This window comes from Mesorhizobium sp. GbtcB19 (assembly GCF_019091085.1).
In the GTDB taxonomy this organism is placed as follows: Bacteria; Pseudomonadota; Alphaproteobacteria; order Rhizobiales; family Rhizobiaceae; genus Mesorhizobium.
The window spans coordinates 153,812-176,987 of record NZ_JAGXJY010000008.1; the positions used below are offsets into that span (position 1 = coordinate 153,812).

21 protein-coding genes are annotated in these 23,176 nt (G+C 56.7%); 6 read left to right on the forward strand and 15 right to left on the reverse strand.

The features are described from left to right. Nucleotides 1–219: 219 nt before the first annotated feature. Together KVT37_RS16225 and KVT37_RS16230 are read right to left on the reverse strand one after the other, a co-directional pair. Nucleotides 220–1,380, reverse strand: coding sequence for a hypothetical protein (locus KVT37_RS16225; protein WP_217574766.1), 1,161 nt, complete (start codon nt 1,378–1,380; stop codon nt 220–222). Nucleotides 1,381–1,560: 180 nt separating this feature from the next. After that, complete coding sequence (locus tag KVT37_RS16230; protein WP_217574768.1) at nt 1,561–2,514, reverse strand: hypothetical protein; 954 nt, start codon at nt 2,512–2,514, stop codon at nt 1,561–1,563. 381 nt (nt 2,515–2,895) lie between these two features. Here KVT37_RS16230 and KVT37_RS16235 point away from each other — a divergent pair, with 381 nt between their 5' ends. After that, a complete protein-coding gene (locus tag KVT37_RS16235) occupies nt 2,896–3,933 on the forward strand; it encodes a hypothetical protein (protein ID WP_217574770.1) in 1,038 nt (345 codons plus the stop codon). A gap of 271 nt (nt 3,934–4,204) precedes the next feature. Here the strand turns inward: KVT37_RS16235 and KVT37_RS16240 are convergent, their stop codons facing one another. Next, nucleotides 4,205–4,813, reverse strand: a complete 609-nt coding sequence (locus tag KVT37_RS16240) for a hypothetical protein (RefSeq protein WP_217574772.1) — start codon at nt 4,811–4,813, stop codon at nt 4,205–4,207. Between the two features lie 244 nt (nt 4,814–5,057). Between KVT37_RS16240 and KVT37_RS16245 the strand changes: the two genes are divergently transcribed. Both KVT37_RS16245 and KVT37_RS16250 read left to right on the forward strand, forming a co-directional pair. Continuing rightward, the gene (locus KVT37_RS16245) at nt 5,058–6,995 is read left to right on the forward strand and encodes a ParB/RepB/Spo0J family partition protein (RefSeq protein ID WP_217574774.1); all 1,938 of its coding nucleotides are present in this window, start codon (nt 5,058–5,060) and stop codon (nt 6,993–6,995) included. 346 nt (nt 6,996–7,341) lie between these two features. Then, nucleotides 7,342–8,157 (forward strand): hypothetical protein, encoded by an 816-nt coding sequence (locus tag KVT37_RS16250; RefSeq protein ID WP_217574775.1) that lies wholly within the window; start codon nt 7,342–7,344, stop codon nt 8,155–8,157. On the opposite strand, the gene KVT37_RS16255 is transcribed toward KVT37_RS16250, so the two are convergent. The 3 genes from KVT37_RS16255 to KVT37_RS16265 form a co-directional block, all read right to left on the reverse strand. Further along, nucleotides 8,154–9,182: a hypothetical protein gene (locus KVT37_RS16255; protein ID WP_217574777.1), complete on the reverse strand. Its 1,029-nt coding sequence runs from the start codon at nt 9,180–9,182 to the stop codon at nt 8,154–8,156. The genes KVT37_RS16250 and KVT37_RS16255 overlap by 4 nt on opposite strands. 204 nt (nt 9,183–9,386) lie before the next feature. Further along, nucleotides 9,387–9,908 carry a hypothetical protein gene (locus KVT37_RS16260; protein WP_217574778.1) on the reverse strand — a complete coding sequence of 174 codons (522 nt, stop codon included), beginning with the start codon at nt 9,906–9,908 and terminating at the stop codon, nt 9,387–9,389. Between the two features lie 50 nt (nt 9,909–9,958). Then, entirely contained in the window at nt 9,959–10,294 is a 336-nt protein-coding gene (locus tag KVT37_RS16265) for a hypothetical protein (RefSeq protein WP_217574781.1), read from the reverse strand. Nucleotides 10,295–10,527: 233 nt separating this feature from the next. Between KVT37_RS16265 and KVT37_RS16270 the strand changes: the two genes are divergently transcribed. The 3 genes from KVT37_RS16270 to KVT37_RS16280 all read left to right on the forward strand — a co-directional run bounded on the left by KVT37_RS16270 (nt 10,528) and on the right by KVT37_RS16280 (nt 11,871). Continuing rightward, nucleotides 10,528–11,097 carry a recombinase family protein gene (locus tag KVT37_RS16270; protein ID WP_217574783.1) on the forward strand — a complete coding sequence of 190 codons (570 nt, stop codon included), beginning with the start codon at nt 10,528–10,530 and terminating at the stop codon, nt 11,095–11,097. A 70-nt stretch (nt 11,098–11,167) separates the two neighbouring features. Then, nucleotides 11,168–11,413 carry a hypothetical protein gene (locus KVT37_RS16275; protein WP_217574959.1) on the forward strand — a complete coding sequence of 82 codons (246 nt, stop codon included), beginning with the start codon at nt 11,168–11,170 and terminating at the stop codon, nt 11,411–11,413. Between the two features lie 164 nt (nt 11,414–11,577). After that, nucleotides 11,578–11,871: a hypothetical protein gene (locus KVT37_RS16280; protein WP_217574785.1), complete on the forward strand. Its 294-nt coding sequence runs from the start codon at nt 11,578–11,580 to the stop codon at nt 11,869–11,871. Here the strand turns inward: KVT37_RS16280 and KVT37_RS16285 are convergent. The 9 genes from KVT37_RS16285 to KVT37_RS16325 form a co-directional block, all read right to left on the reverse strand. Next, complete coding sequence (locus KVT37_RS16285; RefSeq protein ID WP_254634056.1) at nt 11,823–12,347, reverse strand: hypothetical protein; 525 nt, start codon at nt 12,345–12,347, stop codon at nt 11,823–11,825. The two genes, KVT37_RS16280 and KVT37_RS16285, sit on opposite strands and share 49 nt — an antisense overlap. A gap of 23 nt (nt 12,348–12,370) precedes the next feature. After that, nucleotides 12,371–12,817, reverse strand: coding sequence for a hypothetical protein (locus tag KVT37_RS16290; RefSeq protein WP_254634057.1), 447 nt, complete (start codon nt 12,815–12,817; stop codon nt 12,371–12,373). A 64-nt stretch (nt 12,818–12,881) separates the two neighbouring features. After that, a complete protein-coding gene (locus KVT37_RS16295; RefSeq protein WP_217574787.1) occupies nt 12,882–15,089 on the reverse strand; it encodes a P-loop NTPase fold protein in 2,208 nt (735 codons plus the stop codon). Between the two features lie 78 nt (nt 15,090–15,167). Beyond that, a complete protein-coding gene (locus tag KVT37_RS33480) occupies nt 15,168–16,538 on the reverse strand; it encodes an integrase family protein (protein ID WP_254634058.1) in 1,371 nt (456 codons plus the stop codon). A gap of 334 nt (nt 16,539–16,872) precedes the next feature. Beyond that, a complete protein-coding gene (locus KVT37_RS16305; RefSeq protein WP_217574789.1) occupies nt 16,873–20,193 on the reverse strand; it encodes a VPA1262 family protein in 3,321 nt (1,106 codons plus the stop codon). 74 nt (nt 20,194–20,267) lie between these two features. After that, the gene (locus tag KVT37_RS16310) at nt 20,268–21,032 is read right to left on the reverse strand and encodes a hypothetical protein (RefSeq protein ID WP_217574791.1); all 765 of its coding nucleotides are present in this window, start codon (nt 21,030–21,032) and stop codon (nt 20,268–20,270) included. Continuing rightward, nucleotides 21,029–21,502, reverse strand: a complete 474-nt coding sequence (locus KVT37_RS16315; RefSeq protein ID WP_217574793.1) for a hypothetical protein — start codon at nt 21,500–21,502, stop codon at nt 21,029–21,031. The genes KVT37_RS16310 and KVT37_RS16315 overlap by 4 nt, the downstream gene beginning before the upstream one ends. 8 nt (nt 21,503–21,510) lie before the next feature. Beyond that, on the reverse strand, nt 21,511–22,005 hold the full coding sequence (locus KVT37_RS16320; protein WP_217574795.1) for a hypothetical protein: 495 nt from the start codon (nt 22,003–22,005) through the stop codon (nt 21,511–21,513). Between the two features lie 26 nt (nt 22,006–22,031). After that, nucleotides 22,032–22,502, reverse strand: coding sequence for a hypothetical protein (locus KVT37_RS16325; RefSeq protein WP_217574797.1), 471 nt, complete (start codon nt 22,500–22,502; stop codon nt 22,032–22,034). Nucleotides 22,503–23,176: the final 674 nt, after the last annotated feature.

The window sequence follows — 23,176 nt, forward strand, 5'->3', positions numbered from 1 at the left end:
CTTTCTGGCGCCGAACCGACCGATCGAGACCGTTATGACGATGGCTTTCGTCGCGGGATCAATAACGGTCTTGCAATTGTTGCCGAGTCCCACGCTCGCGGCCATCCTGGGTTTCGCGTCTCCGTCACTCGTTCTGCTTAAGCGAAAACTCTGGAGGCCGCGCTAAACGACCTCCGATCGCAGCATATTCAATACCGTCGAGCGAAATGCTCGACGGTATTATTTTTTGAACGTCAGAATCCGCGCTTTTCTCAGCGTGTTTTTTACCGGGGATTTGATCGCATCCGGTAACTTTTGAATGGCAGGATTCAGCGCCCTAGCTGAAAAATTCGCTAGATCGACACTAATTTGGGAAGCTGCGAGAACGGCGAGTTCGCCGGCTCCCATGCCAGCTAACGGAGATGTTAATTTTAGCATGAGTGAGGTCGGGTCAATCATAGTTCCTAGCGCATAGCCCGCTACCCCTGTGGCGGTTAGCTGTATTCCCCTAGTGGAGGACCCGCCAATCTTCTGCTTCAGAATCGGATTGAGTTGCATCGGAAATTTATGCCGATGCATGGCTTCATCGATAGAAGCTGACCGTTCCTTGTCCGAGAGACCGCGCCAGTTGTTGGCGATCGCTAGGCCGCGCAACTCGTGAAGCAGGTATGTGTAATCGTCAAGGCTCAGCCGGGACTCCCGGCATTTGATCTGGATGCCCGCGCCGAACACGCGCAAAGGCGCATCCTGCTTGGAAACAGGTGCATGGGTAACGTATTCCTGTGATGCGGAGACACGCAGTGGATAGAAGATGGTATCGGCCTCTTCCGTGTTACTCTCGAAATAGCCGAGACCGCGAATAACGTTATCCAGGAAATATATAAAATCGTCTTCTGAAAGCCCGACGCGTGCCGCATACCGTTTAACTTCGTCCGCGGCCGCATCTTTGATCATGTCGTAGAGAAGAGCCTCAGAGGTGTTGAGCCGTCCGTTGTGGGAACGCTTCGAGGCTTCTGCCCGCTGGAAACGAAGCCAGTCGTTGACCAAAACAATGTTCTGGACCTGACCGTCGGCCGGAACTCTCGCCATCCACTTAAACGCAAGCCTGGCATTAGTCTTAAAGTCAAATCCTTTCGTGGGAATTGGTACGCTTCCGAGCGGAACCTGGTCGATTTGTATCGCGTCTGGGTCCCGTCCCTTGAGTGCCGATAGAAGAGGAGGGACTGTCGGGTTGCTGTTGCCTACCGGCATGATGTAGCTAATTTTTTCTCCAAAAATGAAGCTGTCAGCCAAAATCCCCGCCAACGGAAATGCAAACGGATCCGGCGCGTTTTCATCTTGGAACGCACTCTCTACTGCGAGTGCTGAAGTGATATCGGACACTACAGGAAAAGAAACCATCGATCGCTCCCCAGGGTCGAAAGTCCGCCCAAGAGATGGTTGAAATGGTCGAGGGTTTCAAGGCTAAAAATTGTTGGAACCGAAAATATTTATTTGAAATTGACGAAAAGCGCCGTGTAGCGAGAGAATAATGCCATGGCCATTGCTTAACCGCGATTGCTCGCGCACGTAGCAGCTACATCATTGATTGTCTTGGGAAATTAGCTCGTTAATGCCGTCGACGTAATTCGAGAGTACGTCTGGATGGGAGAGGTACCAGCGTTCTCGAAGGACGAATGAATCGTAGCAATGCGCCTTATTCAAAGAGGCCACAGAAGCTACGCGATTGCTATATGAAAGGCCGACTCCTAGAGCGGCGGGAATAAGAAGATCCCATGCCTTTGGCCCCGATACTCCCTGTCCGCTAGAAGGCGTGTTTTGTAGGCGCTGGGCCGGTCCGAGGGTGGCGGCATCTGCCTGTCCGAGGACAACTTGCATTTGCGAAAAAATATTGGAGAAGGGCATTCGCGAGAGGCCGGCCTTGATCAGCTTGCTGCCCTTTCGCAACCCACAGATTGACGCGGCATTCGGGTCCAGCGCAACGTTTGTATATGGCCCGCTAGAGGGCAATCGCGGCGTCGACAGAGCAACTCTAATCGCGCTGTCGGTTTGCGAGGGCCAAAGAGGGCTTAGCCAAGTGCCGGAAGGCCCACCGAATATCACTGCTCCCATCTGTCCAGCAAAACCATCGAATCTTCCGTTAGAAGTGCGGAAAATTGGTCGAAGTCCTGGGGTTGCTGCAGCCGAGAAGATAGGAATTCCGTCAGGGCCATAGAGTGAGACAGCCGCAGAAAACTGCGCGCCGCCGCACCCGACTTCGGAAGACCCATCTACGGGATCTACAAACAGGATTGGTTCATCGGACGACCAATATGAAAATGGTGGAAGCGACTCCTCGATTATCATCTTGATCGGAAATTGTGAAAACGCCGCCTCAGCGAGATCGGTGTTCGCGATGTCAGCTGTTCCCACATGGCTACTGCCGCCAGCTTCCATTTTGGTTCCAAAGCTATCTCCGATTTGCAGCGTACGAAGTACGGCTTGGCGAACGTACTCGACTGCGGTTTTTTCGAAATGCGGCTGATCAAGCTTCATAGGTCTGCTGCCAAAAGTCGGGGGATGGGCATTATTGGACAAGTGCATAGTGCCCTCAATCGCGTCAAGACAGGGCCGCTGAGCTACGCTCTTCCCGCCGGTCAGATTTAGCGTAATGGCCCGAATCCAGGCTCCACATCAAACGGCGCTCTTCGCCGGGGGCGGTCAGTCCCGCGTCCCGCCTGTGGCGGCGCTATGCTGATGCTCCTACGGCCGCCCTGTTGAACCGGTCTCAGGGCCACGAACTTTCTCCAGCACCGAACTGACTTGATCCCGCTGGCAGGCATTTCGGTGCTTCCGCTTTGTACGCCCTTGGTCAGGGGAGAGGCACGCGCGCAACTTGGGCTGGAAAATCGGTAGCAGCGGTGGCAGGCTCTATCGATGAGTGTCGAAGCTACCTTGCATCCCCGTCAAGCCACTAAAAAGGAACTTACCAGTTTCCTGAAATCATTGGGGTATCTCCCTACCAAGCATCTTTGGGACTGGCCTAAGGGTACAGTTCATTTCCATTGGTTCAACTCTACGGATTACCTGTCCTATGATGGTGTGGAGGCGACCGTATACCCCTGTAGCGAAGATCCGCTGGACCTTGGACCGTGCGACTGGGCACTGCATACGCGCACCCGCGCGTCGGGCAGCCGCGCCGACAAGGTTTTTCAAAATGAAACAATTCGAAGAGCGCGGGCTCTGTTCGGAGGTAACTTCTACAACGATTGGGGTGGAAGGAATCGTTACTCGCATGAACGGTCTGAGCCGCGCGACGCGGCCTCGCGGGGGCTGTTTCAGGCCTATGAGGTCGTGACGCAGCATCTTAAGGCGACGATGTTCGCACTGCCCGAAGAAAATCAAACCATGGCCAAGCTCAGCGAAGATGCATCGCTGGCTACTCTCGCTCGGGCTGATCCGGCAAGAGTGCTTTATAATGCGCTGGTTCCTTTCGCGATCGCGTCATTGGAAGGCTTTTTGAGCAGAGTCTTTTTTATCCTGATCCGCTATTCTGATCGTGCTCAAGCCCTTTTGCGCACGCAGGAGAAGAAGATCGACTTTCAAGACGGGCTTGCCATCGCGGAAGGGCGGAAGACGTTGGAGGATGTTGTGACGGGCTGGTACAGCTTCCAAAATGTCTCCAGCATCCAGAAGGCTTTTTCCGAGTGGCTAGGCATCGATTTTCGTAAAATATTGCGGGAAGTTAAGAACAGGAAAGGCAAGGCGAAAAATCTGGACGAGACTTTCGCCGCTATGATCGCTTTCCGCCATCGCGTGATACACAATCTCGAGCTGGATCTAGATCTTCGGCGGTCTGACCTACAAAACACTATGGCAGACGCTTCCCGGATCATTGATGCGTTGGTCACCTATCTGGAGATCCACCACGGAAAAGTCATTCGCGATGAAACGGCGAATGCATTGGAGACATAAGAGGGTTGCTGTTCGGAAACGGTGCAACAATATTGGAAGTGTGACTGCCAAAATGGCCAAGTAGCGCCCTTCGCCGGGGCCTGTCGGTCCTGCATCCCGCCTGACGGCGGCGCTATGCTGATGCTCCTACGGCCGCCCTGTTGAACCGGTCTCAGGGCCACGAACTTTCTCCAGCACCGAACTGACTTGGTCCCGCTGGCGGGCATTTCGGTGCTTCCGCCTTGTACGCCCTTTTCCTTTGCGGCCCGCTTACGCGGTCGGGATGCGCGGCTCACGAATGGGAATGGATATATGCAAATTTCCTAAGAAAAGCCGCTTGCAACTGAGGGTCGTTCGGCAACGCACTGCGATAGGATTGCACCCACTGCTCGACCAGCTTCAGCAACAGATCTCTGTTCACATAGGTCTGGCCGAAATCGATGGCCCTGGCACCCGTTACCCGAACTTTCCAACCGTTTTTGGTCTGCGCTTCATGCACAAGCGCGCACCGTATGTCGGTGTAGAAAACCTCTGCTTCAGCATCAGACGTCACGATAGAGCTGAACGGCGCCTCACTCGTCAAAAAGCCCTTATAAAGCTGCCGGCTGGATCCGTATTCGTTGTTGACGCCCCAATGGGCGCCCTGGCGAAAGTTCCAGCCCTTTTTTAAGGCAGCAAGGAATTCTATCAGCGCACATTGGATGGTGAGGATCGTAAAACCCTCACCCTGAAAAGGGCCATTCTGCAGAGCTCTGATCGGAACAAGGTAACGTTTCTCAATGCGATCGGACAGGCACACGCCGAAAGCAGCGTGCCAGTCTGCCGTCGTCGGGCTGGCCTGTAAGATGGTCGCGATCTGTGGCCAATCCTTCGGAAACGTCATTTGCAAAATTGAAGACACGGTACCCCCTGAAGAAGGGTACGGCTTGTTTAGGCAGATGGGAAGAGAGGCGCGCGACCCTCTCTCCCCGCAAGCCTCGCCAGCGGCTTCCCCCACCTTCCTGCGCTTCGCTCCGTGCAGACCGGGGATACCCCTCCGCCGTCGAGGCTTGCCCCCTCGCTCCCCGCTGCTCGCCGCGAGGCAGGGGTTCAGGGAGGCCTGAACCCTTCAGGTCATTCCCTGAAACCCAACAAGGAGCAAGACCATGAACACTAATGAAATCACCATCCCTCTCGGTAAGCTGGTGCCGAGCAAGGCCAATGTCCGCCGGGTCAATGCCGAGGCGGGGAGGGCGGAACTCGCGGCCAGCATCGAGTCCCACGGCCTCCTTCATAACCTTGTGACCCGCAAGGCTCCCAAGGGCGGCAAGTTCGAGGTGGTCGCCGGAGGGCGGCGACTGGGGGCGTTGCGTCTGCTGTTGGCCGAAGGGCGCAGCGTGCAGGGTGTGGCTGTGACCAAGGAATACCCGGTGAGGGCCATTCTGCGCGAAGATGGCAGCGCCACGGAACTCTCGCTTGCCGAGAACGACCAGCGGGAGCCCATGCACCCGGTCGACGAGGTGATTGCGTACCGGGATCTTGTCGAGGAAGGCATGGCGGCTGAGGATATCGCCGCGCGTTTCGGACAGTCGGTGGTCACGGTTCGCCAGCGTCTCAAGCTGGCAAGCCTGTCGCCGTGCATCCTCGACGTGCTGCGGGAGGGTGGCATGAGCCTCGAGCAGGCGAAGGCACTCGCCATCAGTGACGACCATGCCGCGCAGGAAGCCGCATGGTTCGAGCAGGACGGCTGGAGCCGTAACCCCGCCAATCTTCGCTCTTACCTCACCAGCGCGCATGTGCGCGCCACGGACCGGCTGGCGCGGTTCGTGGGCCTTGAAGCCTACGAGCAGGCTGGCGGAGCGGTGTTGCGTGACCTGTTCGCCGAGGACGGCATGACGTTCCTGACCGACCGGCCCTTGCTGGTGAAGCTGGCAAGTGAGCAGTTGGAGGCCGTGGCTGACCAACTGCGTCCGCAGGGCTGGAAATGGGTGGAAATCAGCCTCGAAAGCGGTCTCATCCATAACGGGGGCTTTGGTCGCATCCATGCAACGCGCCGGGAACCGACCGAGGCCGAGCAGGCCGAACTCTCGACGCTCGACCAACAACGCGACGAACTGAATGCGGTCATCGAGGTCTATGCCGAGGGTGACCCGCAGGTTGAGGCGGACGAAGCGCGCCTGCGGGAACTTGAGAGCCAAATAGGTGCCTTGGAGGCTGGGTTGGAAAGCCTCGACCCCAAGGAAAAGATGCTGGCGGGCTGCATTATCACGATTGCGCATGCTGGGGACTTGCAGGTGGTGAGCGGGCTGGTGAAGCCAGATGACCGTAAGGCAATGCAACAGCTCAATGCTGGAGAGGGCGGGGAAGGCGAGGACGGAGAGCCGGATACCGACAACATCCAATCGGCCCCGCCCTCTGGCTTGTCGGCGGCGCTGGTAGAGGAACTGACTGCTATCCGTACCGCTGCGATGCGGGTTGAACTGGCCGGTCGCCCGCACGTGGCGTTGGCCGCGCTGCTGCATCCGTTGGTGATCGCGATGTTCCATGACTTCCGTGGGCGGGTGGAGTCCGCTGTTGAAGTCCGGGGCGAACGCCGCAGCCTTGCCGTATCGGTAAAGGGGCCGGACACCTGTCGCGCCCTGACGGGCTGGAACGAGATGTTGGAGGGATGGGGCAATCACATTCCCGGGAATGCCGCCGACCTTTGGGCTTGGTTGCTAGAGCAGGACACCGGGAGGCTGTTGGACCTGCTGGCGGTGGCCTCTGCCGCCAATCTTAATGCCGTCAGCGGTCGCTATGACGGCAGCAAGGGTAGGTTGGCACAGGCCGAGCAGGTCGCCGCCGCCGTCGGTCTCGACATGCAGCGGTGGTGGACGCCGGATGCCGCGTTCCTCGGACGTCTTTCCAAGGCCGCTATCGCGGACGGGATGCGCGAAGCCGGATGCAGCGAAGTGGCAGCACGCGCCGTGGAACGTGCCCCTAAGGATGAAGGCGTCCTGCAAGCCGAGAAGGAGCTTGATGGTCGAGGCTGGCTTCCGGCACCGCTGCGCTCCCCTACGAGAGAGGCTGACGACCATACTGTGATAGCGATTGCAGCCGAATAACGAGCGATAAATGCGGGCAAGGCCCGGAGCTGCGACGCTCCGGGCCTTTTGCTGTGCTGGCGCTGGTATGCCCCTGGCGGCATCGAGCCGGCCAGGGGGCATGCGAGGAGCCCCCAAAGCCCGCCCCTCGCGCTCCCACCCGCCCCAGGGCTAACATAGAGGGGCGACCGGAGCCTCCGCCTATCCTTGGGCGTCGTCATTTTGTGTTGTCACGGGTCGTTTGATGAGCAAATGTAAAGGGATGGGCCTTTCAATTGACCTTCAACCGGATGACCTGTGTGGCTGCACAAGTGGCCTACGCTATGGCGAGTGTCACAAGCCTATCTTCGACGCCCCAGACGGGCAAATGCTGGCGGTTGCGCATCGGCAATATGCAGCGATGTGGGCGACAAACGCCGACCGCTACAAAGCCCAAGGTCTCTACGCCGCACAAGCCCAGGAACTTGCCACCAAAGGAGGTATCGGCCGTGTGCTCGATATCGGCTGTGGTCGCGGCCATGGTCTTGAAGCTCTGCGAATGGCTTTGCCCCATGGAGCGCTGCTAATCGGAATCGATGAGAATTCTGACTGCATTTCGGCAGCGTTGACCCTACTGGATGCCGCTTCGCCACCCCACAACCGCGATCGGATGAAGGACGAGCTGCTCAAGAATGGCCTCTATCGGTCGACTTATCGGCCGGGTGAATTGGAGTTGCAGGATGGGGTTACCCTGATCCACTCGGATCTTTTGGTGAAAGACCAGCCACTCCAAACGCTGCTGGATTCGGTCGGGCAATTGGACGCGATCACGCTTTGGTTTGCGGGGGTGCACAAGGCACGAAGCGCAACCGAGCTTGCGAAGCACTTCGAAGTTGAAGGAGATGCAGACCATCGTGAACTGGTCGAGGATTTTACTCTTCAGATTGGACATGAGCGGCTGCGCTCGGGAGGTTGGCTGCAACTGGTTATTCGCGCCGGCTTTCAGGATGCCGGAATGGCGCAATCTGAGATGGGGCGAATCTACGGTGATTGGCTTCAAGGCCAGCCATTCGTACTGAAAACAGTTACCGCAAGGCCGTATGATGAGCCCCAACAGGGCCAGGGCATTAGCGTAAAGTCGCTGGCTGCGGAGGTAAACCAGCTACCCAATTTCGCTATCTCTTTGCTGATCCAAAAGGTCTAGCGAGCTTCCGAAGCCTGGACGATCGCCGCCTGCTTTTGATGCTCTTCGTTCCATACTGCGGCGATATGGGAAAACGACCCGCGCACGGACGAAACACGTGCCTGAAAGGTCTTCGCGCTTTCGAGGAGTTTGGAGCAAACGGGTTTCATAGTGTTTAGGTTCGCGGGATCGTCACCCTTCGCTGTGCCTGAAACCACCTCATTGCAGGCCGGCACGGCTACCGCCAATTTCGCAAGGATGGGCGCCGATTTGCTGTCGAAATCGCGATACGCAGCCTCAATGCGTTGGTGGATCTGCGAGGCACTGACATCAGCCTGATTGATCCAAACCGATATCTGGCCTCGGGCAACGCTTGCCTGGCCATCTCCCCTAATAGCTTGTTGCTTTGCTAACGCCGCACGCATCTGGCCGGTCAGTGTTCTCAGGTTTTGTTCGGTGGGGGCGAATAGCTTCAACTGCGTATCGGCATGGGCGCTGAAGGCGTCCAAAAGCCTCACGAAATCCTGGGCGTGCGCCAGGGCGTCGGCCTCGGCACGCGCCAGGCGCAGCTGATTGGCCCGGTTGGTGAGATCGGACACCTGGGTCTGGAATGCATTCTTGTCGGCCTGGACGAGGTTCAGGGCAAGGGTCCCGCCATCGCCGCCACCTGTGAGGTGGAGTGCCTGTCCATCGAAAGTTCCTGAAGCCGTGATTGCTCCCGACAGCAACTCGGTCGGCTGGATGGTGATCACCACCGTCCCGTTGTTAACGGCGCCGCTGAGAGCGGTGTTGGTGTCCTCCAGCTTTCCAGAGCGCGACAATATCACCCGCTCGTAATGGCCGGTCAGACGGCCATCTATCTCAACGAGCTCCATTAGGTACGCCCCGTCGGGAGAGGATCCTACGTAGGTGCCGGTGGCACTCGCGGCCAGGGCGGGCTCGGCCATAGCCGCAAGGAGGGTTGCGATGAACGAGAAGATGGCGCGGCGACGCCACTGATCCCACTTCATCGGCGTTGTTCGGGCACAGATGCCTTTGTTCGTCATGACCGATCCCCCACAGCCATCCTCGCGAATCGGCATTATACAGCCAAGGCTGTCGTAAGGGCTGCGGCCGGCGCGACTTCAACCGTTTCTGGAAGGCATGGCCGTGCGGGGGCCAGCATTGCCTTGCTGGGCTACCCCAAGCCAGCCCAGCCTATGACGCCCAGACCGGCCGCGGCTCGGAGTCCTGCGTATGCCCACGCACCCCTACTGGCAGAAGTCCTGCTTGAACTTGGTCGCCAGGTCTTTGAATTGAGCGGCCTTGATGTCCTGCACGGCCATAACGGCGACGCCCTGAAAGCTACGGCACATGTAATTAGATTTTGGCTCCTTGCAGGCAATTTTAGCCCCGGATAGCAGCCTGACCTGTTTACGCTCGGGCGATAGGTTGTTGTCACTCAAATAGACGTCTGGGTTGAGCGAATTCAGGTCCGTGTCGAAAATGACTTCAATGTCTTTGCCCTCTGACGTCGTCCAGGACACATCCGATTGATAGGTGCATTTGCCCGTTTTGGAAATCTTGTAAGTGTAGACAGCAGCGCTCTTCGCCTCGAAGGTCCCCGGGGTCGTGCCTGCCATCGTTACCACCGTATCTTTGGTGGCCAACTTGTCGACTAGGCCGTGCAAGAGCTCGGCCGCGCGAACCTCTTCCCCTCCTGAATTGGCAGAACCAGAGCCGGAACAACTGGTCACGGCAACCAGCATCGCAAGTGCAAGGTATCGGCGCATGGAAACTCCCTCAGTCGCGCGATTGATCTAAATAGGTTGAGAAGGTGCGGCTATTTCTTGGGGACGCTGGCGTAGCGGCCGTCCAGATTGGATCCGGTGCCGCAGTCGGCGAGGATTAGGTCGGTGGTGTTGCCGCTGGTTGAGAACGAATACGTGCAGCTACCTTTCATGCGAAGGCTTGGAAACGACAGGTCCACGTGACCTTTGCTCACTTCGTTCCAGGTGCCCGGAAAGGGACCGCTGACATCCAGCAGCGTCGCGCTGCCACCCTCATGAAACTCGAAGCCGAAGCCCATTATACCCTGCCAGCGACCGATCAGAGTCGGCTGGCCGCAGCCCGCCAAGCCGACGAGTAGCGTAGCGGCAACGAAAAGGCGCACGCGCATACTTTCCCCCTGAATCAAAAAACGCAGCCATGGCGGCTGCGCTGATCAGAGAGGTTATCGAAACTCACGAGATTTGAGCTTGAGTATTAGGGGTTGCTAACTAACGCGGCGTTCGCTTTTTCGCGCAAGATTTAGGCAAATGGTCGTGACGAACACTTGGAATATCGACAAAAATATCTGAGCCGGGATGTTGCAAATCTCGTGAGTTTTGAAACAGCAGGAGGCGCATGTGAATGAAGTACGGATATGCGCGGGTCTCGACAGAGTCACAGGATCTAACCTCCCAGCTTGAACGCCTGGAGGCGGCAGGCTGTCAGAAGATCTTCTTTGAAAAGCTGAGCGGCAAGAACGCCGACCGTCGCCAATTGCAACGGCTCCTGAAAGTGTTGGCGCCTGGTGACGTCGTCCATGCGGTAGTCAGTGACCGAATGGCACGAGATCCGTTGGACATGCTACAAATCGTCAAGACTGTCTCATCCGCAGGCGCGTCGCTTCGCTTGCTGGACGAGCCCTTCATCGACACCACGTCGGAAATGTCCGACCTCATCGTCTTTCTGGTGGGGTGGGCGGCCAAGTGGCAACGGCGCCGGATCCTGGAGAATACAGCAACCGGCCGAGCCCGGGCGATGGCCAAGGGTGTCAAGTTTGGCCGCAAGCCCAAGCTCACAGCGCAGCAACGCCAGGACATCGCTGCACGGTTCGCCGCAGGCGAAAACATCCGTCAGATGATCGCCGATTATGAGGTGAGCAAAAGTACCCTCGCGCGGGTGCGACGGACGGCGAACTCGACGACTACATCCTAATTCGCAATATTGAAGCTGTGGCGGTGTTACGGACTGATGTTGGTGGATCAGAGAGGTGCCGATGAAGCTGATGAGCAAAGAGGACATCCCAGCCTTCGTCCAAGCCGTCATCGAGACGGGCTGCGATATCTGTGCTGTGGGTTACGACGGGTATGTGATTGGCGATGCTGATCTGCCCTCGGCCAAGAGGAACGAGGTGCAACCTATTCTCAGGAGGATTTCCCGCGGGTATGGCGAGCGCGACCATCTTCGCCGAGAAATTGTCTTACATCTCCGCTCCCTCGGTCGCTTCGTGGAGAACGGCGCAATCCACTGAAAGCCGGATTGCATTTGCAAAATTCCCGCGTATCTTGCTTGTGCGCATGTGAGCATAAGGTGGCGCCTGGCGCATTGACGAGCCACCCCTTCAAGAACCAGCGTCGGCGTGGCGACCGAAAATGCTGAGGCAAGAGACCGCCATTCCCATAAGGAAACTTCGTCATGGAGACCCATGCCGTCATTGCGTCCCTGCCTGTCACCGGGACCGACCGTACCATGCTTATCGATGCCGCCAATGCCGCTTTCGAAAGGATTATCGAGCGGATGGAGCCGGCTAACGAGGAACTGACTCGGAGTTATTGGGACGCCGAGGGTTATATCGACAACGAAATCACCTCAGACATGTTGCCGCTTTCACGAGACTATGCAGCGTATCTCGTCGATGCATTCCTGTTGCAGCATGTTGTTCAATTGGCAGTCGCCGCCGACAACGAGGCCGCCGAATCTCGGCCTTGAGCCTCGCCGCCTGCAACTGGGCCTGCCGGCGCTTTTGGCGGCAGGCCGATCAATACCGTGACCTTTACCGCCACCTCTTCAAGGGTGGCGGTAAGGCGGGTTATATGTGAGGTGGTTGCGGCCATTTCTGGCCCGTAGCGAGTTACGAGGTATTCACGGTTCTGACTGAGGGACTGAAGATGCTTGGCGGTCTTCGCGCGAAGTAGCAGCCCCGCTGCCAAGGTATGTTCAGTCCGCGCCGACAGGTCGTGCTGCATTTTGCGGAGCTGATTGGGGTTGTGCCCGCGGTGGAGCAAAAGCGCCGTCAGGTAGAGTTCGATCGCGTGTATGGCACACAATCTGAACGGCGCTCGAGTAAGCGGCTTGCCGGATCGGCCGAGTTTAAGGAGCTCGGTTGCCGCCTTGCGGTACTCTTCAGCCAGTTCATGAATCTGCTCCGGGGAGGCGAGCTCCCCCGGATATTTGCCCTCTGTCATCGCGCCCAACGCAATATGGAATGTTACCGTTTGCGGTAGTAAGCATCCCACGCCAACCCGATATCGGCAAATGTCCATTCCCGTCGCCGGCCGTAGGCGGGGCTTTGACGAGTAAAACACTCGTGCAGGCCGGTTTGCCTCTGGAACTTCATGAACCACGCCGTGGATCTTGGCTTTCCGCGTGAGGTAACCTGAATCCGGCGGATCAGCCCGCTGTCTGCCCAATGGTCATGGGGATTGGAAAGGGAAGCCGGGTCGGCCAGGTAGCTTCGGAGCTTCTGTAACGTAACATCTTCGGGCGACTGGCGAAGATCGGCGCGGAGTTCTGCCACGGCGAGCGCGGCCCCTTGTCTCGCAGCTTCCGTCAGCATGTCGCGCAATTGCGTGCTGGTCAGCACCAGCGCTTGCAGGGCTTCCATAAACCGTACTTTCTTTGATGGGATTTGCGGCCGAAATCGGCGCTGGTTCATTGCGTCACAGCCAAAAAATGACGTCAAGCGCTGATTTGAGAAAGATCCCCGGTAAAAAGGCGTTTCAGAATTGCTTCCCTTCGTCGATAAGCTTCATGATCTTAGTAGCAGCCTCTTTGAATCTCGGTTTCGACGCTAGTGCCTTTATCCGCCCTGTTGCCTGCTCGTAGTCAAGAAATGGCTCGATATTTTGTCTAGACAGCACCGTGACGATTCCCCTGTCACTGCTGTTGATCTGAGAGGTGAGACCCTCAAGGGTTTGTAAAAGCCCCGCATCCGTTTTGCTGTGAGTGCCTAGCAGTCGGCGCGGACCTTGCTCATCGCCGCCCTGTTGCCATGCGAAGAGAAGGCTCAGCGGGCGAGGGGACTGCAAAATGTCTTTGAGGGTCATTGCTTTGTACCGCGAGAGCATGATGCGGATAGCATCGTCCACCTGCTGCTCCGTTGCCAATACCCAGTCGCTCTTGTTACGGCTTCGATCTCCGAACCGGCCATGAGCAAAAATCTCATGCCGAAACACAAACGTAAGCCATCCGATTGCAGCGCCCTCTGCGAACATATCACGGGTTGAGGTACTGCGTTGAGCCGGTTTCAACCGCGCCAAAAGCAAGGCGACGAGCGGAAGCGTCCTGTCCCACAACGAACTGAAAGCAAATCCGTCGAACGGACGAAGACGGTATGCCTCGTCCATGCTGTTCGCCAAGGCCATAAGAAGGTTTCGACATTGCTTCCCGTCTAACAGTTCGGAGGCACCACCTTTCATCCGCTCGATCATCAAGTCGGCCTTGGTGAGAGTTCCGGCCGCATTTTGGCTTTGCAACGTCAACAGCACCGCTGTCGTTTTATCGGGACCAGCTGTCAGTGCGTCCCGCAAGGCATCGAAATCGCTTTGCGTCAGAGCGTGGGATGGTGTGGCCATCGCGAAGTAGAACCTGTAGTGGTCGGGGCTGGCCAGACGCCGACCTTGAATCGCCTCATCTCTCGTTCGGTCGTCAACTCTTTCGAAAAGCTGGAATGCAGGTCCGGCTTTTGAGAAGTTCGGGGTAACGCCAGCAAGCTGTTCTGAGAAAGCATGCCGATAGAGATGGTCGTCAAAGACGTTTTTACCGGCTGCGGCCTCAAGTGAATCCACTTGCTGGCTTTTCTCCGCTTCATCCACCCGGGCCGTTCCCAAGGACAGGGCCGCCGCCGTCCCGCAGTATTCTTCGATCCATCGATACAACGCCGGATTGCCGTCTTTAATCAGCTGCAGCCAGACCAGATCCGCCAGATCGGCGCCGATTTCCCGGAGAGGGGGCCAAAAGAAACGAACCGAATCTAATGCCCGAACCACCGATCTGGGAGTCCGCAATTGCCGGCCGCCCTCGTGATCGATGACCTGGCGTAGCCGCTCACGCTCGTCCTCATCCTTAGCTGTTCCAATTTGCTGTAGTGCCTCAGCAAACCACTGGCGTAATTGGAAAGCTTCCGGCTTGGGCACCATCACGGTCAGTTGGACGATCTTCTCGAGAAAAGCCCCGCCGTTCTGGACACTGGCGGCTTCCTGAATGCTATGTGCCAGCACTTCGCTATCGTAGCAGAGCAGATAGATTACGTTCGGCAGATCGACAACAGACCTTACCAGGCGCAGAATTTCCAAAATTTCAGTTGGTTCCAACCGATCCACGTCATCAATGGTGACGACAAAACGGTGACCAAGATCGCGCAACGACGCGACAAGTTGGTCCTTGAGAGTGGCCAACTGAGGATCGGCTTGTTTTCCGGCCATGTCGCCTGCGGCTTTCAGGCCTTTGCCCGCGAGCTTGATCGCGCCAATCCCTGTAAAATCCCCTGCAACTTCAATGAGTCCCCCAGCCTTGCTTAATCCGCCCATGAAGCTGCGCAGGGCCTTGCCGGCGTTTTTAGCCTTTGTGATTGAGATTGGCGTAGCGTCCCCAGATGCAAGAGCCAGTCGATCCAACTGATTGGAAAACTCGCGGAACAGGCTAACGATCAGGGCGTCCCGATTGCCGATCAGCCAAGGCCGAAAATGAATGACTGTCGGCCTTCCCTCGGGAGGTAGTTTGCCGAGCTCATCGCCGACCAAAAATAGCAGGCTCGATTTTCCAGAACCCCAAGCCCCCTCAAGTCCGACGACTAGGCCGTCCTCAGATGCCCGGTCGACCAATGACGTAGCAATACGCTTGGCCACCTCGCGGAAGCCAAGTTTATCTTGATCGCCCGCGCCTAAGGCGCGGTCGCCTCGTACCGAGTAACTTTCAGAAGATGACATGGTATAATCTAGCCTGATATTGATGGAGATTTGTATCTTATTTCATCGGCTAAAGGGTTAAGTATTCGTCGTCGGAGCCTATATGCCGAGCAGGGCGCCGAGCCTTTCGGTGACGGGGCGCAAGGGATCAACGAGACCAAGGTCGTAGATCATGGTCGTTTCCAGATTTCCCTTGTGGTCGACGTAGTGGGATATGGCTTCGTGCGACACGCCCTGGCCGGTCAGCATGAGCGAGATCGCAATCCGCTTAAGATCGTAGAGCTGGAAATACTCCGGCACACCGGGGAGGGCCTTAAACCGCTCCAGCCCCTTACGGAAATTGTCGCGGGGCTTGGTCTGGTCGGTATGGGACGGGAACAGCAGCTTACTTTCGGACCAACGGAGGCGCTGGGCCTGCACCATGTCGGCGACCCGGGAATGGATCGGCACCGAACGATAGGCATACTCGTAGATAGAGCGCGATAACTGAATGCCCTTGGTGTTGTGCTTGTGCCAGACCAGCTTCTCCAGGTCGAAATGGGCGAACTCGGCCTTGTTGAGGTCGCTGGGGCGCGCCATGGTCAGGAAGAGGATGCCCATGTAGTTGCAGAGCTCCTGCATCTGATCGTTGGCGGTTACCAGCCAAGCCTTGCGGAGCGCCATGTCACGCTTGGCATGGCCTTCGAGGTGGTCTACTTCCGGTAGCACCTCGACTGCCGGGTAGAAGACATGGGCCGCTATCTGCCGGATTTGCTCGGTCGAGTAGTCGCGCCGGCGACGGAAGATTTTCTTTTTCCTGAGCGGATGGCACGGATTCCGCATATCCACCAGTTGCATGCGGATTGCCCAATTGAACAGTGCTGTAACGTGGCCGAGCGCCGTGTTGTACACATGCGGCGAGGCGAACTGCGTTTGGAACCGCTCCACATCCGACGGCCTGATTGATATCAGTGATCTCTCGGCAAACATGGTTCCGAAAGCTGTGTATCCCTTTGGTTTGTTGTGGCCGCGCTTGTTGATTGTGTTCGCCTGTCTTAGCCATTTTCCCATGAAGGAAGCAAAGGAGTATCTGGTGGCCTTTGACAGGCCAGAGACATGGCTGTCCCAATAGCGGTCGATGACTTCGGCAATCGTGTCGAAATGCTTCCGGCGCGGATCGATGCGGTCAAGGTCGGGGTCATTGCCGGCGATTATCTCCTGCTCGCGCTGGATCACCGCCAAGCGTGCCGAGGCTACACTGAAAACAACCGTTGAACCGAGAACCTTGCGGCAGCGTTTGCCGTTCAACTGGTAAGCATGAACGAAGGATTTGTGGCCAAGCGCCGTGACACGAAGCCCGAGCCCGGCGACGGAGCCGCTACGGATTTGGCCGTTGGCGCCAACCGCATAATCCCAAAAAAGTTCCTGGTCTTTGTCAGGTGGGCAAATTGCATCAAAAACAACGTCTTCAGTTAAAAATATCTTGGGCATTTCATGTAACTTCCATGTAACCGACTTATAGCAAATGTTACATGGGAAGTGAAGTAATGATGTTGATAGATTGTCATAAAATGACGAAATAACAAATGATTATGTGTTTCGATATTCCGGTAATATTAGCCTGGAGCCGTTTGTAAACCGAAGGTCGGGAGTTCAATCCTCTCTGCCGGCACCAGGTTTTTCAGCAAGTTATAGGAATTCAATCCAATGCGATTGTTGCCATGTAACTTTCATGTAACCGGGGACGACGCAGCAGTCGAGGTGTCGTACCTCGGCGCGGGCTTGCCTGCGAGGCGGCCATAGCTAAGCGACACTCGCTTCTCGACTAGTTGCTCGAGCCTAAGAGCTCCTCGACTTGGTCGAGGAACGCAGCTAGTTCGCCAGGCTTGCCGGTGCCCTTCGACTGCCATTCGTAAATCGGCCTGACCATTGCGAGCTCGCGGGCGTCCTGCGACAATTGTTCCAGCTCGCGGTTTGTCATGCCGCGACCGCGCAAATAGTATTGGCCCCAGCGAGTAAAAATCAGGGTCCACATAGAAACCACCAAGGCATCATCCCACCGTGCCCAGTCGGAGGTGCTGGCGAGCGGCTGTCGTACGGTCCGCTGGTGCCGCTTCAGGATCGCCTTTAATGGTTTCAAGCTGGCCTGTTGTCGCTCCGGGCTGCTGTGGGCAAAGAGGAGCGCGGCGATGTTAGTCGTCTGCCCCTCACGCGCTCGTTCAAACAGCCGCGATTCGTGTTCCTGTTTCGGCCCGAGCAACCCAGCCAGTTCCTGAGCCCAAATCGCGCAGGCATCATCGGTGCTCGCACGTTCACTCTGCAACAAGGGGAGGATCACATCCTGAAAGAGCCACGGCTCGGCCCAGCCGAGTTGCCGCATATGCCCGCGCATCGAGTCGATGAGGCTCCTCAGGTCGTCCGCCGGGATCGGCGTCGGCAACGCCCCATTTAGGGCAGCCAACAAGTCATTATAGACCCCGATCTTCTCTTGCTTCGTTGCAGCGCGAGCAACCATCCAGCCCAAGGTCTGCACTTGGTCTGGGTAGGGAAACGTGGCGATCAACTCCAGCGCGGCGGCACGTTCCCCCGGCTTTTCCAGCGCTCGCTCGATCACGTTCAGCCCCATCCAGCGCAGAAGGCCATTTTTGCTGCGAATGAGGCAATCCCTTTGCTCTTCGTTGATGTCGAACTCTATCGACTGCGAAATCTCGCTGACAATTTGGCTCAAGAGCGACAGCCGCACGGCGTCTAGACTTTGAGGCTGCACTGGCACATTGGCCATCTCGCCTTCCGCGGTAGCCAGCAGAGAATCCGGGGAAAACCACCACAGAAATCTGATGGCGAAGAACTCTGCCCAGCTTAGCCCGGCGTATTTTGTAGGATGAAATAGATGATCGGGACGATAGGGGCTGTGTAATAGCGTCTCGATCGAATCCCGGAAGAGGCGGGCGTCCATCACAGCCAATTCGCTGTCCGCCCCGTCATGTTTACGGTCAAATGACGCCTTGAGGAAGCGTGCGAGGAATTCGAGAAAACCACCGTCGTATCTGGCCTGGTGGAGGTCTCGATCCTCGGAGTGTGAATGCGCAAGCACATCGCCAAGCACCTCCCAAGTTGTCTCAAAGTTCATGAATTCGCCTGACTGCTGGTCGAGGCAGTTGCGCAAGCTCCCCGCCTCAGCCAAGGCGAGCCTGTCATCTCTAAGCAGGCCCAACTCCGACATCCGCTTCCTCAGCGGACTTCCGCTCAACCCTCGTAGCGACAGTTCTCCGGTCCACATGCTCAGCACGTCGCCAGCTTGGGCCTTCTCGAGGATACGCAGCGGCTCATATCGTCGGGTCTCTCTGGGCAACGCCGTAGCGTCGAAAAGAAGCCGCATGGATGTGTTCTCGTCCTCGCTTCCGGATTGCGCAGCCTCCGCCTCCCGCACAAGACCCGATGTGTAATCCTCAATTTTAAGCAGCGTATCTGAAGGAATCGGAGTGATAAGCAAAGGATAGTTTTCGGCGGCTTTCTGAAATGAGTTGGAGAGGTTAAAACCAGCTTCGGGTAGCCCGTCCGGCGCCATGATCAGGATATAGCGATCATGCAGGCGGCCGTCCTTCAAGCCATAGATGCGCAACTTAATGCGTTTGATTAAATTGCGGTTGTGCTCGCAGCTCGCCATCAAGTTGTTAATCCGGCTTGGCAGGGGCTTATCGGATTCGCTCGGCGCGGGTTCGCCTTGCTTGGATGGTGGCTTGGGTAGAGACGTGAAGACTATGACGTCGGCTTTTGGTGCCGCACAGAGCAATAACAAACCTAAGCCGACATCCTCAAAATAGGGATCGAAAATAACAATCTGGTGCTGTCTGTACTTGGCTAGCAGTGTCTTAAACCATTCTACAAATTGCAGCCTGCCATCGCCGTCGCCCTGGCTCCAGCGCAGAAAGAATCTCCCCTCCGACCTCGCCGGATGGAGGCGCGCGAAAAGAGCTACTAGTTCGCGGTTGGCCGGGACCCAAAGATCCGCATCACGCCCGCCGATGCGACTGGCGAAACCGAGATCGCCGTGGGTGATCGTCAGTGCAGCCTTAACTCGCGCTGAATCGGACGGACGGGTGGCCTTTTCCAGCCAGTCAAACTTGACTGGGCTGGTCCTGTCGCCCACGGGATGACCCCGAAAATGAATTTCCCGAATATATCCGATCCGCCACCGGCAACACAGCGTGCTATGGCCGGAATGGTCGCCATCAAGCCCGAATATCTCAAGTTCAGTGCTGTCGATTTTCGTGCGTAACTGCTCGTTCAGCTCGAATTTGCACAGGAGAAGCCCTTCTGCGTCGCGTTCTGCGGGGGCGATGGCTGAGTAGGTGATTTGGTCGCCGTTCTCGACGCTGAGGCGAAATTGGAAGCCGCTAAAGTGTACTATCTGTATTGGGTTAAATCGGACGATCAAAGCGAGCGGGGCATCCGTCCACGTGACTTTCATCAAGGGTCGTTCCAGGTCGTCCAACGCAGGAAAAACCATCAACTCCAGGTCGCCAAACCGGGAGATGTCAGCCCCGCCAAACTCTAGACCTGTATGTGCGTTGAGGTGCTTGACGACCCATTCGGTGAGAGCGACGTCGTAGTCCTGACCTAAGCGGAATAGCGCTGCCTTGTCGGTTTGAGAGATTGAAGCGCTGAGGGCCCCAGCTCCGCCATGTGGGCTGGAGGGCGCCCCTCGCTCATGCGCGTCGCGGTTGAGCAGGTAGGCGACGGGGCGATAGACCAGCTTATCAGCAGCCAGTGCGATCGCACCGAACCGCGTTTTCAGCTTTTCCGAAAGTCCGAGCTTCAGATCTTCGCTGATTGCCGAAATGGTTCGGCCGGCGCTTAATTGCCGAAGAACCTCCGCGCAGCGGACGCTTGTAGCGTACAAGTTTAACTGAACAACCTGAGCTTCCACTTGCCCAAAGGCACGAAAAGCATCGTCATCGCTAGCGGACCAGTTATCGCTAGAATAGCTATAGGGAAGGAGACGGCCGTAGACAATACGATTTTCAACCGATTTCTCGAACTTGATCTGCAATATCCACAACTGTAGCGCACAGCTACCAGCGTCCACTGAAAATAGGCGCGTTAGTCGTTTGTCATTAAGTAGGTCGTCTAGTGTCGGAGCCATCGGTCTTATTAATAATCCCTTTCAGTGGGTAATCCCACTTATTCATATCCGCGCGGCGCGCGACACAGGATACATTAACGTTTGCCTGCGCGGTCGCTCACAATGGCTTTCTCAAACCAGTCTGGTACCTGCGCTATCTGGCTCCCAGCGACATTTTCCGGAACGCCCCGCCAAAACGCGACAATAGCATTCGAGAACGCCTGAAACTGCTCATCACTGACCCTGAGATTAGAGTGATCCAGCAGCTCCCGTGATCCTGGTAAGTCCGCTTCCAAAAGTGGATCCTCCAGATATTCAGGATAAGCGGCCTTTAGGTCCTTCAGAGAATTGCCGTCGCCGTGTTTGTAGACGTTGACCACCAACCGGCAAGCGTCCAAGGCCTTGAAGTAATCGGCATCCCGAACCTTCCAGCCGAAACTCTCTAGTAAGTCTGCAATCTTGCCGAAGTCCACGGACCATACCTTGGCAATGACCGCATCCCCGCGATGCCAATGCCGAATTTCTGCGATCAGCCACTCCCGTAGCTGCTTGTCCCATTGGTGGAACATCCCCGCGACCACGCTAAGCCAGGTTTGATCCCACATGTCACTGAGCAACTCGTAGAACTCGATGCTGGCATCTTGGGCAGCCTCGTAAAAATCCGAAGGGTCATGGCGATCAGGATCGAAGCGGTTGCTGTTCTGCTCAAGCCAGTCGTCAGCCGCCTTTTCGGCTTCTGCTTCTATGTTGTCGAACTGTGACAGCACACGTTTGCGGGCCTGTTCGACGTAGAACTGATGGCCCCTTATCAGGGACTGCCTATGGAACGACCACATTTGGAAGTACACATAGTTGTTCATTCTTGAGCCTCGCCTGCGAGCCATACTCGGCGGCCAAGCCGCTTGAAGTCGGAGACAGCCAGTGCTCCGCGCTCGTTGCGCGATTTAGAACCAGGCTCCATGAGGCGCCCCACCACAAGCGGGAATGAGGCTTCCCAGGTTTCAACAGGATCAAGCGTTGCGTTGTGCAGTAACACTAACAGTACCGTGTCACAGGGACCGGCTGATTTGATCTTGCCGATCCGCTGGCTGCGTTTCCGGGCAGGGTCGTATGCACGGGCTTTGATCTGAACCCTCTCAGGTCCCGTTGGCGTTTGCCGAATGGCGTCATAACCGGTGGTGCGGGGAGGAGCCAGCTCGAGCCCTAGAACTTCTGCGGCAACGTACTCGGCTACTTCGCCGGTCACACCAAGCGGTTTCCCGGTCAACTGATAGTAGTCGGCAGCCAGAGGCTTTACAGCCGCCAGAATGGCTTTGATGCGTTCCTGCAATATGCTGCTCACGGCCAGATGCTCAAGATCGCCTCGCGTTGGGCGATCAAGGACTTCAATAGCCTAGCGGACATCGACACAAACAATTCGGCCTCAGCCTTCGTGATGAGATGCGATGGCACCTGCTCGATGATGGTTGCAAAATCCTCGGTTTTCCAGGGTCGAAACGAATAGGAGCTGCCGTCCGAGTGGGCATATACCGTGTTACGGCGGTTCCTGAGCGCAGTATGCAAGCGCTCCTCGTCAGGCGAGAAATCGAGCCAGTCTGCCGGAATGTCTGGCAGTCCACGGGTTTTGGTGAACGGTCTGGTGTACGACACGATGAGGGACGTCGTGTAAACCGATTGCTGGAAGTAGACGGAACCGCGTCGTTGCCATTGATGGCTATGCCAGCCTTTTTTTAGCAGGTGTTCAGCGCACTGTTTCGCAAAGCCGATGTCCATGCAGGACACTGTGAGTTTATCGAACAGTCCCTTCTCGGCCTTGGGCAAGTCAATGAGCATGGCGTCCCCTCAACGTTGGTTTGAGCCTACCAGCGCCTCTCGAATATGGCCCTGAGGTCTGCGTGACTCCGGAGCGCTTCAAGGAGAACCTCGATTGCCTCCGCAACCAACTTCTCATTTCGATCGGAGTCCGGATCTCCAGACTTACCGCCGTGCACAAGATTGTTGCGAACGCGCCGGACGGCCACCAAGAGATCAGTCACATTTGCCGGAGGCGTCACTGTTTCCCAGGCTAGTGTACTGCCTTGGAGGATTTGGCGGCTTGGGGGATTTGCCATCAGAGTCGGCGCTAAGCCTTTCGCCGCCACTGCAGCAAAGAACGGCTTTTTCAGTTCCTTAGACGCAAACCGATCCCAGTCGGCCTCGACAGCATTCTTACTTCCAGCTCTGCCGAAACCGGCATCCTTCAGGGCGTATTCGAATCTGGTGAACACATGTAGCAGTTCGTCCCCGCGGGGAGGAAGCGTATTGGCTGCCTTCAGGTCGATCGGTGTCATGGACGTGCCCCTCGTTCGTTGGTAAAGTCTAACCAATTTCGAGGCTTTCTGCATTCGTCCTGCCGCAGATTTTGCCAGAAAAATCGTGAAATTCTGAGAACACTCAAGAGCTCGTGTATTGGCTCTGCAAGTGCGGAAGACTCATCATATAAATCAATGTTGGCGTGCCACACGACACGAGGCTGAATACCTGCGCGGCTACTTGTTTTGATGTTTTCTCCGCGCCTCCTCAAGCATTTCCGCGAGGCCGGGGGGTGGGGGTGGGGGCAACCCGCGTTCGAAGCGATCAACGACATTTACGAGATTTGCGAGTTGACCGGGAACCACCGGCCGCCTCGCGCAGTCCGCGAGGTTGTGGCGATCGACAAGAACGGCCGAGCAAATTGCATTGGCGCCTATCGGGCCTCGGTGGCAGGCTTCAACGCCGGCGATAAGCCTCTTGGTTCCTTCCACTTTCCAATCTTTGTGGGTGGTTGCGGCATCGGTCAATGAGCCATTTATGGCGGCCCGATCAATGCCGAGCCATATGGGAACCCTCGCATTTTGTTGGCGGCCGAACCAACCGAACCAATTGGGGAATTGGTTCCATTGATCAGACGCAGATGGACCAAAATCGAATAGGCTCACACCGCCCGAAAGCCTGCAGAATGAGTTCTGGTACCGCGATGAAGTAC

Excerpts from the sequence above, each read along its gene's own strand:
- KVT37_RS16225 (WP_217574766.1), bottom strand. The coding sequence starts at position 1,380 with ATGGTTTCTTTTCCTGTAGTGTCCGATATCACTTCAGCACTCGCAGTA.
- KVT37_RS16230 (WP_217574768.1), bottom strand. The coding sequence starts at position 2,514 with ATGAAGCTTGATCAGCCGCATTTCGAAAAAACCGCAGTCGAGTACGTT.
- KVT37_RS16235 (WP_217574770.1), top strand. The coding sequence starts at position 2,896 with ATGAGTGTCGAAGCTACCTTGCATCCCCGTCAAGCCACTAAAAAGGAA.
- KVT37_RS16245 (WP_217574774.1), top strand. The coding sequence starts at position 5,058 with ATGAACACTAATGAAATCACCATCCCTCTCGGTAAGCTGGTGCCGAGC.
- KVT37_RS16250 (WP_217574775.1), top strand. The coding sequence starts at position 7,342 with ATGCTGGCGGTTGCGCATCGGCAATATGCAGCGATGTGGGCGACAAAC.
- KVT37_RS16255 (WP_217574777.1), bottom strand. The coding sequence starts at position 9,182 with ATGACGAACAAAGGCATCTGTGCCCGAACAACGCCGATGAAGTGGGAT.
- KVT37_RS16260 (WP_217574778.1), bottom strand. The coding sequence starts at position 9,908 with ATGCGCCGATACCTTGCACTTGCGATGCTGGTTGCCGTGACCAGTTGT.
- KVT37_RS16265 (WP_217574781.1), bottom strand. The coding sequence starts at position 10,294 with ATGCGCGTGCGCCTTTTCGTTGCCGCTACGCTACTCGTCGGCTTGGCG.
- KVT37_RS16270 (WP_217574783.1), top strand. The coding sequence starts at position 10,528 with ATGAAGTACGGATATGCGCGGGTCTCGACAGAGTCACAGGATCTAACC.
- KVT37_RS16275 (WP_217574959.1), top strand. The coding sequence starts at position 11,168 with ATGAGCAAAGAGGACATCCCAGCCTTCGTCCAAGCCGTCATCGAGACG.
- KVT37_RS16280 (WP_217574785.1), top strand. The coding sequence starts at position 11,578 with ATGGAGACCCATGCCGTCATTGCGTCCCTGCCTGTCACCGGGACCGAC.
- KVT37_RS16285 (WP_254634056.1), bottom strand. The coding sequence starts at position 12,347 with ATGACAGAGGGCAAATATCCGGGGGAGCTCGCCTCCCCGGAGCAGATT.
- KVT37_RS16290 (WP_254634057.1), bottom strand. The coding sequence starts at position 12,817 with ATGAACCAGCGCCGATTTCGGCCGCAAATCCCATCAAAGAAAGTACGG.
- KVT37_RS16295 (WP_217574787.1), bottom strand. The coding sequence starts at position 15,089 with ATGTCATCTTCTGAAAGTTACTCGGTACGAGGCGACCGCGCCTTAGGC.
- KVT37_RS33480 (WP_254634058.1), bottom strand. The coding sequence starts at position 16,538 with ATGCCCAAGATATTTTTAACTGAAGACGTTGTTTTTGATGCAATTTGC.
- KVT37_RS16305 (WP_217574789.1), bottom strand. The coding sequence starts at position 20,193 with ATGGCTCCGACACTAGACGACCTACTTAATGACAAACGACTAACGCGC.
- KVT37_RS16310 (WP_217574791.1), bottom strand. The coding sequence starts at position 21,032 with ATGAACAACTATGTGTACTTCCAAATGTGGTCGTTCCATAGGCAGTCC.
- KVT37_RS16320 (WP_217574795.1), bottom strand. The coding sequence starts at position 22,005 with ATGCTCATTGACTTGCCCAAGGCCGAGAAGGGACTGTTCGATAAACTC.
- KVT37_RS16325 (WP_217574797.1), bottom strand. The coding sequence starts at position 22,502 with ATGACACCGATCGACCTGAAGGCAGCCAATACGCTTCCTCCCCGCGGG.